10 protein-coding genes and 1 rRNA gene are annotated in these 12,680 nt (G+C 49.8%); 1 reads left to right on the top strand and 10 read right to left on the bottom strand.

From position 1 onward, the window contains the following. Nucleotides 1-125 (bottom strand): 16S ribosomal RNA (locus K0T92_RS16820); the annotation flags it as partial. A gap of 350 nt (nt 126-475) precedes the next feature. After that, entirely contained in the window at nt 476-1,357 is an 882-nt protein-coding gene (locus K0T92_RS16825; protein ID WP_343223729.1) for a nucleotidyltransferase-like protein, read from the bottom strand. A gap of 136 nt (nt 1,358-1,493) precedes the next feature. Here K0T92_RS16825 and K0T92_RS16830 point away from each other — a divergent pair, with 136 nt between their 5' ends. Next, the gene (locus K0T92_RS16830; protein ID WP_219873645.1) at nt 1,494-1,868 is read left to right on the top strand and encodes a YgzB family protein; all 375 of its coding nucleotides are present in this window, start codon (nt 1,494-1,496) and stop codon (nt 1,866-1,868) included. Nucleotides 1,869-1,930: 62 nt separating this feature from the next. Here K0T92_RS16830 and K0T92_RS16835 read toward each other — a convergent pair whose 3' ends face one another. The 8 genes from K0T92_RS16835 to K0T92_RS16870 form a co-directional block, all read right to left on the bottom strand. Beyond that, a complete protein-coding gene (locus tag K0T92_RS16835) occupies nt 1,931-3,667 on the bottom strand; it encodes a glycosyl hydrolase family 18 protein (protein WP_246628226.1) in 1,737 nt (578 codons plus the stop codon). Between the two features lie 94 nt (nt 3,668-3,761). Further along, complete coding sequence (gene perR, locus K0T92_RS16840) at nt 3,762-4,193, bottom strand: peroxide-responsive transcriptional repressor PerR (protein ID WP_219873748.1); 432 nt, start codon at nt 4,191-4,193, stop codon at nt 3,762-3,764. A gap of 74 nt (nt 4,194-4,267) precedes the next feature. Next, nucleotides 4,268-6,241, bottom strand: coding sequence for a DUF4097 family beta strand repeat-containing protein (locus K0T92_RS16845; RefSeq protein WP_219873646.1), 1,974 nt, complete (start codon nt 6,239-6,241; stop codon nt 4,268-4,270). A 42-nt stretch (nt 6,242-6,283) separates the two neighbouring features. After that, nucleotides 6,284-6,994 (bottom strand): MgtC/SapB family protein, encoded by a 711-nt coding sequence (locus K0T92_RS16850; RefSeq protein ID WP_219873647.1) that lies wholly within the window; start codon nt 6,992-6,994, stop codon nt 6,284-6,286. A gap of 180 nt (nt 6,995-7,174) precedes the next feature. Beyond that, a complete protein-coding gene (gatB, locus tag K0T92_RS16855) occupies nt 7,175-8,617 on the bottom strand; it encodes an Asp-tRNA(Asn)/Glu-tRNA(Gln) amidotransferase subunit GatB (protein ID WP_219873648.1) in 1,443 nt (480 codons plus the stop codon). Between the two features lie 38 nt (nt 8,618-8,655). Next, nucleotides 8,656-10,113, bottom strand: a complete 1,458-nt coding sequence (gene gatA / locus K0T92_RS16860) for an Asp-tRNA(Asn)/Glu-tRNA(Gln) amidotransferase subunit GatA (protein ID WP_219873649.1) — start codon at nt 10,111-10,113, stop codon at nt 8,656-8,658. An 80-nt stretch (nt 10,114-10,193) separates the two neighbouring features. Next, nucleotides 10,194-10,481, bottom strand: coding sequence for an Asp-tRNA(Asn)/Glu-tRNA(Gln) amidotransferase subunit GatC (gene gatC / locus K0T92_RS16865; protein WP_219873650.1), 288 nt, complete (start codon nt 10,479-10,481; stop codon nt 10,194-10,196). A gap of 587 nt (nt 10,482-11,068) precedes the next feature. After that, a complete protein-coding gene (locus K0T92_RS16870) occupies nt 11,069-12,664 on the bottom strand; it encodes a copper amine oxidase N-terminal domain-containing protein (protein WP_219873651.1) in 1,596 nt (531 codons plus the stop codon). Nucleotides 12,665-12,680: the final 16 nt, after the last annotated feature.

Below are 12,680 nucleotides of genomic sequence, written 5' to 3' on the forward strand. Positions count from 1 at the left end.
ACGTGTTACTCACCCGTCCGCCGCTAACCATCAGAGAAGCAAGCTTCTCGTCAAGTCCGCTCGACTTGCATGTATTAGGCACGCCGCCAGCGTTCGTCCTGAGCCAGGATCAAACTCTCCATAAAAGTGGCCGAAGCCAGTTTCAGGATGGCTTGTTAGCTCATCGCTGACTTACTTGTTAAAACCTGTTTGACAGGTCGCTCATTGTTCAGTTTTCAAAGAACAAATTCTTGTTTACCTCGTCGCTACCTCTCAGCGGCGACTTGATTAATATACCACAAGTGCCTATCTTAATGCAAGCACTTTTTTAAAATTCTTTTTTACCGACCGTTCAAGCTTGAAAAGTTAACTCGAAGGCGGTAATAAAGAATTTATCATAACACCCGCCCATACGTCAAGCATTTTATAAAAAAAGAACACTTCATCGTGACAGCGTTCTTCCTCTCATCTATACATCAGTTATCCTGATGGCTAATTATTTCGTTAGGACATAACGATATCGCAGCTCCAGCGCAGCTGTTCCGCCCCATTCCGGGGTTACCGCAACCTCTTCAATATAACCTCTGATGGCGAGCTTTTGTATAAGCAGCGACAGCTCGATATGCAGAGATGAAATCAACGGATGCATCTGCAACTCCATTACACTCCACGGTTCCTCCCTGCTGGACAGGATGGTGAACAGCAGGGAGCAGCATGCTTTCATCTTGCTCATAGCTGAAAATTCACATGCCAGCAGAACAAGTCGAACCCGTTGCTCCAGTGTCTCGGGACTGACTGTGAGCTCTTCATAAAGCTTGTATATGCCAGGGTTGAATCTTCGCATCTGCCTCCAAACCGTCAATTCCGGATGAACTCCCGCTTCAATTAGAGCAATATGGGCCCAATGCTGCAGAGAGCTAAGTATATTGCTGTATGCGTCCAGCAAATTATTGTCGCTTAGATCTTGCTTGGCTCTTAAATAGGTTCTTATGAAGGTTGCGAATTCCACAAGCTGCTTCTGCTCTCGCATGGCAACAGGGAATTCAAGCAGCCGCTCACGAATCTGGAGCAGGTAATTATCCCGGTCCAACAATATTTCTCCGCGAACGAGCCATTCTATTATACTGCGGTTCTCACCGCTGGCGATCCATTGCTCAAGCTGCTCCGGACTGACTGTCATAATTTTGACACGATCCTCATTAATGCGTATATGTTCGGTGCGGCGAATCACTTCAGATTCTGTAGAAATGCAAAGCAGCAGCAGATCCAGCCCATCTATAAGCGGACTATAAGGATAAGGATTATCGATCGCCGCGAGGCTTATTACATTGTCCATTTGTTGAAATTCTTGTTTGAGATGTGTTTTTATAGGGTCCACAATTATCCTCCATATAGCTTCATTCAGCAGTTTGAGCTATAATGATTTCGCAGTTTAATTCTTGTTCGACAATGTCAGTCTGGTTTCCTGCCTGCCCGCGGAGAAATCCACACCGATCGTCAGAAAGGATCACACTATGTTTTTTAAATCAAGTAAAATCAATGAGTTTCGTCTATGGGGACTCATGTTCACACTGGCTGGAATGGGACTTATGATATTAGGAACCGCCGGTATCGTCTTTTGGGGACAAGCCGGCAAAATATTCGCAGCTATCTTCATGGTTATTGGCATGATCGGCATGCTGCTTAGTGTCGGTGTCTATTTCTGGGCCGGTATGCTGTCCACCAGCGCCGTTATTCTGACCTGTCCGGAGTGCAACAGACAAACGAAGATACTCGGCAAAACCGACCGCTGCATGTACTGCAAGACAAAACTGACCCTGGATCCGAATCAAGCCACTCATTCTCCAACGCTTAGCGAAGAGATAGCTGTAGACGATACCGCCAAATGATAGACAAAATGCCCCTTGAATGGCCAGCGCCGTTCAAGGGGCATTATATTTGCAGCTATCTTCTATGGCCGCTTATTCAAGGATTGATGAATGATGTCCCATACTTCGTCGGATTGAAATGCCCGCTGCCATGTGGCGATACCGGCCAAGTTATATTTCTTCACTAATGCTGTTCGAGCCTTTATAGATAGCTCATCCTCCAGCCAAATTCGTTTCCTTGCGCCATCCTCTGTATATTCAACGTAATTCTGTCCGGCCTGCTCATCCAGCAGCGGCTTGAGCTTATGCTCGGCAATTATATCGCTTACGGAATCCATTCCAAGCGCCTTTGAGCTCACCTTCAACGCGCCGTTCTCATCCTTCTTCTCCGTCCAAACGCGAGTATATAAAGGCATGCCCAGCACCAGCTTGTCCGGCGGAACCTCATCCTCTTCCATGATTCGGAGAATGGACTGCTCAACCCATGGCAGAGACGCTACTGATCCCGCTTTGGGACTAGATGCCCAATGCTCATCGTACGCCATTACCATCATGTAATCCACAACCTTGCCGAGCGCAGCACGATCAAGAAACACCGACCACATCTCACTGTTGGATTTGGGCGTGACGTCGATAGATACGACCAAATTCTGCTCGTGCAGAAGAGGAGTCAACTCCCGCACAAACTGGACAAGATTCGCTTTGTCAGCAGTATGGACGTTCTCAAAATCGATATTAATCCCCTGAAGCTTGTACAGTTCGGCATAAGCGAGTATCTGCTGAATTATGTGAAAGCGGCTCTCAACGGTCGCAAGGGCCTGGGTTGTCCGCTCTGGCTCGAACCCGTTGCTGAACAATCCCCATACCTGCATGCCTCTCTTGTGAGCCCATGCGACATAGGATCGATCCGCTTTGCTGCTAATATCACCTTTGTTATTCATGAGTTCAAACCATGTCGGGCTGACGACATTAACACCGTTCATAGGTCCAATTTTGCTTGTATTCGGTGTCTTTGTGTAGACTGCTTCCCATGTCATATTAATTTTGCTGCCCAGCACTTTCCATGCAACAAACGGAACCTTATTCTTCAGCTGTGCAATCTTCTCCACCTCTGTTAAGGTCAGGTCTCCTTTGGCCGAGTAACCGATAATGCCATTGTCGCTCTGCACCTTGTACCAGCCTTCATGCTCCCCCCAGATGCGGACTTCCCCTTCTCGGGCGATACGCTTCACGATTGGAGCGCGTATGGACGGCTCTGTACGAATGACCGTGTCTTCAGGCGCCTCAGCCCGTTGAACTGATTCACCGGCGAGCAGTATAGTAACGATATCAGCATCAGGGTCATATTCCACATGAATGCCATACATCTCTTCCAGCGGCGCTGTCGGTATATAAACAAGCTTGTCCTTTACTTCGGCAGCAAAACGCAGCTCGTAAGGCTTGCGGTTAATATGGGCGGTCAAGCTGTTCGTTTGCAGATGGAGCACCTTATCCGCATTCGTTAGTACGATCGAACCGCTCTTTTCCTCATAATAGACGGCCTCAGCGAGACCTAGAGCTTGCTGCAGGACGGTTAAAGGCACCTTGACAGAATTATCCTCTATTACTGCACTTTCCTGTAATACATTCCCTTGAACCATTATGGGATGAGTCCGGCCATATTCGGGCTTAACCTCTTGATTATTCGGTATATATCGCTGCCAGCCAAGCCAAATTACCGATACCATAGCTATTAGCCCGCTGAGAAGCATAAGCCACTTTAACCATCCGCCTCCCCTGCGGCGGCGCTGCCTGATCTGCACAGTTTCCACGTCTTTCATTCCCCTCCTGTTAGCAACGTTAAAAATAAAAACGTGCAGAAGTCGGCAATTACTATGCCCTCTGCACGTTCGATCCTTGCACCTAATTATTCATTCAAGATGTCGGTTTCGTACAATCCCCACAAACCCCGTAAATTTCCATGCGGTGTCCATGAACCTTAAAGCCCGTTTCCTTCGATGCTACAGTCTCCACATCTGTCAGAGGCGGGTAATCAAAATCTACAATCTTGCCGCAGCAGCGGCAAATCGCATGATAATGTTCGGATAAATCAGCGTCAAACCGGCTTGAGTCATCACCGTAAGTCAACTCTCGTACGAGTCCGGCTTCTACAAACAGCCTTAGATTATTATATATTGTCGCTACGCTCATGCTAGGAAAAGCAGGTGAAAGTGACTTATAGATTTCATCAGCTGTAGGGTGAGTCATGGAATTCATCAGAAAACTCAAGATAGCATGACGTTGCGGGGTCATACGGACGCCGGTACTCTTCAATTGTTCCAATGCCTGCTCAACGGTCGCACCCATGCCCTTCACGTCCTTTCTCCTTCGTTAGAACCATTGTACGTGCTTACTTTTCATTTTGTCAATGAACGGGGACATCATTTCGGGATATAGCGATTAACCGTTATGCTGCTGTTAGCGTCAATATTAATCCGGTAAGTTGCTTCGCCTATATCACCTTGTATCGTTTTTTTGCTTGTTGCAAGCGGGAGATTGGTTGAGATACTTCCGAACGTTACGGAACCATTGACGTTGTAATTGCCATTATCAGGAATGACTAAATTGATTTCGCCAATCGAGCTGTCGATGTTCCAGTCCCCGCCCACAATGGCGCTTTGGATGTCGATGCTGCCGTTCAATGTATCCGCAGTAATGGAGGCGTCGGCTTCTCGTATTCTGATCTCGCCGTTCTTGGTATCAACAGCCGTACTTCCTTTAACCCGCTCCACTTCAATATTGCCGCTTAATGTCGATCCCTGAACATCCCCATTAATCCGAAATGCCTTGACATTGCCGTTGTAAGTATCAAGCTGGACGCTGCCTGCGATGTCAAAGGCCTCGATGAATCCGTTCTTCGTCTCAGCATGGACGGAGCCGGAAAGATGACGCAGCGTTATCTCGCCATTCGTCACTTTGACGGCAGCACCGCCTGTAAAAACAAGTCCCGAAACATCAACAGAACCATTGCTTACATGTATGCTCAGTTCTGTATCAGCCGGTACCTCGTCTGCAGCGGAATCAGCGTTATTATTCGTGCTGGACTCGTTTGGCGCGTCTTGACCCGTCCCTTCCGGGGATTGTGTCACCTGTCCAGAATTAGTGCCCGAAGCTGCCCTGTCGGACGGGGGCAAGTTCTCTTTTTCATTGCTGGCTATTGTTTTAGACGAATCAAGTGGACGGGAAGTTTCAACTGAGCCCGCAGACGATGCTTTATCCGGTATCTTCACGTGCTGACCGAAGTGGGAATCCGCTGGTATCGTTACTCTTATATTCATACGCGGCTTGCGGCTGCCATTATCACTATAAGATTGCCCTTTGGCCTCAATCGCGATCGTGTCACCTTCGCTTACTTCGACTGTTGATCCTTCAGCCACATTGTCCGCTTCCTGCTGGTCATTCACATCAACCCATAGCACTGTTTCGATCATGACCTCATTTACGTCACCTTTGCGTAAGGTTACTTTACCGTTAGGATTATCAATGGAAATTTTGGATGTATCGGTGCCCAGTGGTACCGATAACGTTTCTTTCTCGTATTTAAACCCCTTCTCCTCGCCATAGCCGCTCATCCCTGTCAGATTCACCTTCAAATCGTCCAGCCATTGGAAGGGCATTGCGGCATACTGTGTCACAACAAAAGCTGTCACTGCTATGATTACGGCCAGGAAGCTCCCGCCAATATCGAAGGAAATCCGCTTGTTTTTAGCCCGTATAACAAAGCTAAAAGCAACTACTTCTATGCCCAGCAGAACAAAAGCTGCAGGCCACCATTGCCCAAGCAGCTCGATGTCATTCCTTCCTTTAATCCGATCCCACAACAGCAAGCCGCCAACGGTCATTATGATGATCGCTGCGGTGAACCGGCCCATCTTCAGCATTTCCCTTCCCCTCCTTGCGGCAATCGCTAGTGCAATAAACATCAGACCGACGCCCGGTGCGTAAACACCGACAGCATCAAGCCATGGCAAGAGTACGTTAGGTGAGCGAACAAGTCCAAGCAGCAGCAGACCCACTGCAATGACAGCTGCGCCCTGCATGGCGCTTGCCGAAGCTCTTGTCCGATTCGCCTCCGGTAATTCGCCACTCTCTCCAAGCTTGGCCCTCTGCTGCAATGTATCAAATACGCTGTAGAACCAGAACAGCGGCAGTGCCAGTCCAAGATAGACGATGAGCAGCGCGAACTTGCCGCCCCCCTCATCTGCAAAGCGGATGATTGCAACGATATCTGTAAGTGTACCTGCCAGCAGCATTAGTCCTCGCAAGTGAAAACCCAACACTAAATGTCCCGCTCCCGGAATTAGGAAAGCAAGCAGAGGTGCCAGCTTCTGATGGATCTGCTTATGTACGCGCATTCTGTCTCACCCTCTCCAAGTACCGGCTCATGATGTCAATCGCTACTCCGCACTTACAGCATGCACGCCTTCCAGTGCCCGAATATCTTCTATTAATGCAAGCACCGCCTCCGACTTGGGCAGTGTTACGAATACTTGCAGCGTGACCTGCTTGCCTCGATTGTGATCTACAAATTCTTGCACGGCTACTTCCCGCATCCGTACGCCGCGTTCGATCAGCATAGAATTGATAGCCCGCACCAGCACAGAACGATCATCGGATTCGATTTTGAACAGATACTGCTTCTTTCCCTTTACATATTTTCGCTCGATTTTGTTAAGCGCCCATAAGATGAGAAGAACAAGTACAGTCGATGTTACTGAGGCAAAATAAAATCCAGAACCTGCTGCCAGCCCAATCGCTGACACAACCCATAGGGAAGCCGCTGTCGTCAGCCCTGTTATAGACTTACCCGTGAATAGTATCGTCCCTGCGCCAAGAAAGCCGATGCCCGTAATAACCGCTGCCGCAAGCCTTGCCGGATCTACCCGCACATTGGGCTCGTCAACAAAATCAGAGAAGCCATAAATGGAGAGCATCATGAGCAGGCAAGAGCCCAGACAAACGAGTATATTCGTCCTGAGACCTGCGGCATGATTGGACTGCTCACGCTCAAACCCGATTAATCCGCCCAGACATACCGCAAGCATGAGCCGAATAAAAATGTGCAGTTCATCAATGAACCACGGATTAGAGATGCTCAATGTTAGCATCAGACCCCCGACCTTTCACTTCTAGTACTTATTGCTTATTGTATCATATTCTATGCTGCACACTACGAATGAAACATGAAATTGGCAAAGCACTGCCGGTGCCTCATCGACCGTGAAAAGCATGCCCATCTAAAAACCGACCACCCGGTGGTCGGGTGGTCGGCTCTAGTGCTGCTCTGTTTATTGATTCAAGCGCTCCAGCAATAATTTGTTAACCAATGCCGGATTGGCTTTGCCTTTGGTCTCTTTCATCACCTGACCGACAAGGAAGCCGATCGCCTTCTCTTTGCCTGCTTTGAAGTCCTCAACCGATTGCGGATTGGCTGTGACGATCGTATCCACGACAGCTGCAATTGCACCCTCATCACTGATCTGGACAAGACCCTGCTCCTCGACGATTTGTTGAGGAAGCTTGCCGCTCTCCAGCATTTCCTTGAAGACGGTCTTGGCAATCTTGCTGCTGATGGTGCCCTTCTCCATCAGTCCGATCATCTCGCCCAGACCTTGACCAGTAATCTTGACATCAGCGAGCTCCAGATTGCCTGAATTGAGGTAGCCGAGCAGATCGCCCATAATCCAGTTCGCAACTGACTTGGCATCCTTCGTGTAGCCAAGACTCTCTTCAAAGAAATCAGCGAGCTTCTTGGATGCGGTTATTACTTCGGCATCATAAGAGGAGAGGCCAAGCTCGGACGTATAACGAGCCTTCCTTGCATCCGGCAACTCTGGAATGGATGCGCGGACACGCGTCTTCCACTCTTCATCAATATACATGCGCACAAGATCCGGATCCGGGAAGTAGCGGTAATCATGCGCTTCTTCCTTGCTGCGCATCGTGAAGGTTTTGCCTTGCGCTTCATCCCAGCGGCGCGTCTCCTGAACGACAATGCCACCGCTGTCCAGAATGTCCGCTTGGCGAATCTGTTCGTATTCCAGACCGCGCTGAACGCCACGGAATGAGTTCATGTTCTTAAGCTCTGCTCTTGTGCCGAACTTCTCTTGTCCGAATGGACGCAGACTGACATTGGCATCACAGCGCAGCGAGCCTTCCTCCATCTTCACATCCGACACTTCGCAATACAGCATAATGGCTTTGAGCTTCTCCAGATACGCCTTCGCTTCTTCGGGGGTGCGGATATCCGGCTCCGATACAATCTCCACAAGTGGCGTACCTACACGGTTAAAGTCCACCAGCGAAGCATAACCGCCATCAACATGCGTCAGCTTGCCCGCGTCTTCCTCCAGATGCAGCCGCGTAATGCCGATCCGCTTCGTCTGCCCATTGACTTCAATATCCAGCCAGCCATGCTCGCCTATCGGCTGGTCGAACTGGGAAATTTGATATGCTTTGGGTGAATCGGGGTAAAAATAGTTTTTCCGGTCAAACTTGCTCACGTCGGCAATCTGGCAGTTAAGCGCCATTGCCGCTTTCATCGCAAATTCCAATGCCTGCCGGTTGAGCACTGGCAAAACACCGGGATGTCCGAGACAAATCGGACATGTATGGGTATTCGGCGGGGCGCCGAAGGATGTGGAGCAGCCACAGAAGATTTTGCTCTTCGTATGCAGCTCGACATGCACTTCAAGCCCAACTACCGTTTCATATTTATTCGGTTCCAACATTGCTCTAGCCCCTCCTGATTCCTTGACATCCGCAATCGTTACAGCTGCGGGCGCTGTTTATGATGATCGGTATGCTGCTCGAACGCATGCGCAGCCCGCAGCACGGTCCGCTCGTCAAACGCTTTGCCGATAATTTGCAGACCGACAGGCAGGCCGTCTGCGAAACCACATGGAATGCTTATTGCAGGAACACCCGCCAAGCTGACCGGTATGGTGCAAATATCGTTCAAATACATAGTTAGAGGATCGCCCACTTGTTCACCGATGCGGAATGCAGCAGTTGGAGCAGTCGGTCCAACAATAATGTCATAGTTCTGGAATACGTTGTCGAAGTCCTGTTTGATCAATGTGCGGACTTTCTGTGCCTTCAAATAAAAGGCGTCATAATAGCCGGAGCTGAGCGCATAGGTTCCGAGCATGATACGGCGCTTCACTTCATCGCCGAAGCCCTGGCTCCGGGACTTGCGGTACAGCTCGATCAGGCTGTCCGGATCTTCCGCTCTTACACCATAACGGACGCCATCGAAGCGCGCCAGGTTGGAGGATGCTTCTGATGATGCCAATAAGTAGTACGTGGCTACCGCATATTCTGTATGCGGCAGCGAAACCTCGTCCCAAGTCGCGCCAAGGCTTTCGAACTGTTGAAGCGCGGCCAGCACCGCTTCCTTCACTTTGGGGTCGATTCCCTGTCCCAGATACTCCTTAGGCACACCAATGCGAAGCCCTTTCACATCACCGCTCAATGCGCTGACATAATCAGGAATCTCCACGTTGGCGGAGGTGGAATCCATTCCGTCATAGCCGGCAATCGCCTGGAGCACATAGGCGGAATCCTCTACGTTCTTCGTAAGCGGGCCAATCTGGTCAAGCGAGGACGCGAAGGCCACAAGGCCGAAACGGGAGACAAGGCCGTAAGTCGGTTTAAGTCCAACAATTCCGCAATACGCGGCCGGCTGCCGGATTGAACCGCCTGTATCGGAGCCCAGCGAGAAATAAACTTGTCCTGCGGCAACGGATGCAGCAGAACCGCCGCTTGATCCTCCTGGCACATAATCGGTGTTCCACGGATTGCGAGTGGGATAGAAGCTGGAATTTTCATTGGAGCCGCCCATTGCGAACTCGTCCATGTTCAGCTTGCCGATGGTAACCGACTGCGCGGCACTTAGCTTCTGTACAACCGTTGCGTTATAGATCGGATCGTAGTTGCGCAGAAACTGGCTTGCGCACGTGGTAAGCAATCCTTCCGTTACGATGTTATCCTTAATGCCAGCAGGCAAGCCGAACAGAAGTCCGCGCTCGCCGCCATCTTGAAGCTGCTTGTCCAATTCGGCAGCGGCGGCGCGGGCACCGTCTTCATTCAGTGTAAGAAATGCTTGTATGGAAGAGTCCGTCTCCGCTATGCGGCGGTATGAAGCGTCCACCAGTTCGCCCACGGACAATTCTTTGCTTGTCAATTGGTTATGTATTTCCTGAAGGCGCAAATCAAAGAGTGCCAACAGTCGTTCCTCCCTTCAACTCTCGCCGCTCATTGGGAGCAGGCGGTAAAGACCGGCCAGGCGGTCGGGATTTGATCTTTCTATTCCAATACAGCCGGCACTTTGAACTGGCCGTCTTCTTCATCCGGCGCATTCCTAAGCGCTGTCTCCAGCGTGACGGAATCCCTCACAACATCATCTCTCATTACATTCGTTACCGGCAGCACATGGCTCGTTGGATCCACGCCATCGGTATCCAGCTCGTTCAGCTTCTCGGCATACTTCAATATAGCGTTAAGCTGGCCGGTGAATTGTTCCTTCTCCTGCTCTGACAGCTCAAGCCGGGCCAGATTGGCGACATGCTCAACATCCTTCACTGTAATGCTCATGGGAGCGTCTCCCCCTCCATTCATTAGCTCATTCTTCCTATTATAACGTACATTCTGGAATAAACTCAATGCAATTGAGCCTCCTAAGCACTGATAATATTCCGATCAGCAAGGTGCATGTTGAGAATGTCTGGTGGGCTTCCCGGCACTGCCATTATTTATAGGCGGATATTTTATACAATGGAGGTGCTCAACCCGTATCTGACTTCATCATATCCGGCTGGCAGGAGAGAAGGAATGCATGCGTGAGTGCAGGAATTCCGGTTAAAAGAAGCCGTTGCAGGGGGAATGCATGCAATCAGGCAGGAATTGGAGGCATGAGGAGTTCGATAGGGGCAGAAATGTCGAAATACCTGCACTTAGGCAGGCACTTTATCTTTAGCAGGCGGAAATGAGAAATAAACTGCCTTTTCGCATGAATGTTCAACTTTTACCGCTCAATAGCTGATTTACACAGGCAAAAGCCTCCAACTCCACTTTGATCGTGGCTTTGGAGACTCTTCATAAGATTGTCGAGCTGCGGATTATTCGCCACTATCCTTGTTGGGACAGAGCAGCTCCGTCATTCCTCGTTGTAATAGTCTTGATCAAGGCAGCATCTTTTTCAACGTTATCGTCCAATCTTTCTTGTTATATTCTACTTTCCAACCGTATAATTCGGCAATGAAGCGAACAGGAACGAACAAACGGTCATCTTTAACCCGTGCATAAGCACCCACCGTTCTGACCACCCCATTGAAGCTCATCTTAGGCTGGCCCGCCCAGAATACGGCAGTATCACTGCCCGACCGTATCGTTGCTGTCATCGTCTTAGGCGTCCATTCGACATAAGCGCCTATGCTTTGCGCCATATAACGAACCGGTATATACGTAATACCTTCGGAAACATAAGGGACAACATCCATCGTAAAGGCGGATACATCATTTTTTATTGTTTTGCTGCCGACCTTCATCGTAACGGTAGACTGTTCCGGTGCTGGCGGCCGGGTTTCTTCTGTTTCAGGCACCTGATAATTGAACTGCGCCACAATGCCGCTGGCCAGCGTATCAGCCGTCATGAACATATGCGCATAGGCAGCATGCAGTCCATCGAAGGCCATCTCATAATCTTTCTGCACATACTTGTTAATGCCGAGTATCAAATGATCAATATGGACTTTCAGCCCCGCAGCAATTTCACTTTCTTTGAAATAGTACGGATTGGCAGCAGCGAAGAACTTCGCTTGCGCCATGCGGTATTTCTCCAACTCATCAACAGCTTTGGCTCTGCCGTCAACACTGCCGGCCAAAGTCGCTTTGGAATAATCGATAAGGTAGCTAATGTGTGAGCCCCAGAGCGACTTGAATGTTTCCCCATTCGCATTGTCATAGACCTGCGCAATCGCATCTGACAGCTCATTGGTATTGCTCGCCAGCGCTGCCGACGCGGCATTGGCATCCGGTGCTTGGTCAGCGCTCTTCTGCATGGTGATCACTGTCAGCAGAGCATGCTCGCCGAGCAGTTGTCCGAGCTTGGAACGAAGGTCGGAGGCATCCGCATTTTCTTTGAATGCCGGATAATTGCTCTTGTATTGGTTCGAAATTCCGAGTGCCAGAGCATCTCCTGTCATGAACATATTGCTGTAAGCTTGACGCGTGTTTTCATACACTGCTGGGTAATCTTTCTTTGCATAGGCGTCCAGCGCCGCTATAATTCGGGAAATGTGCAGCTGCAGGTCGCTGGCGATTCTGTCTTTGTCGAAGTAACTGGAGTTCACATCGGAGAAAAATTCGGCCTGTTTAACCCGGTATACTTCCAGACTGGCCATCGCCTGCCGACGCCCCTCTTCATCATTGGATGCGGTCGCCTTGGCATAATTCACTAAATAATCGATATGCGAGCCCCACAGCGACTCGAATGTTTGACCGGCATTATCGCCATATACGGATGCAATCACAGCCGCCAATCCGCTTGTGTTCTGCTTCCAGGTATCTACAGACTGCGTCAATCCGGATACGTTGTCATAGCCTCTTTGCATCGCTATAACTGACAGAACCGCATGTTCACCAAGAAGCTGACCCAGCTTCGACCGCAAATCTTGTGTAGGGCCGGTTACACTTTGCGGCTTCGCAGCCGCCAATGCCGGTACGATTAGCAGCAAGCAAAGCAGAAGAAGACCCGTCTTCATACGCAAACCTTTCATGCACATCTCTCCCTTT

Origin of the sequence: Paenibacillus oenotherae, assembly GCF_019443105.1 — a bacterium.
Classification (GTDB): domain Bacteria; phylum Bacillota; class Bacilli; order Paenibacillales; family Paenibacillaceae; genus Paenibacillus_Z; species Paenibacillus_Z oenotherae.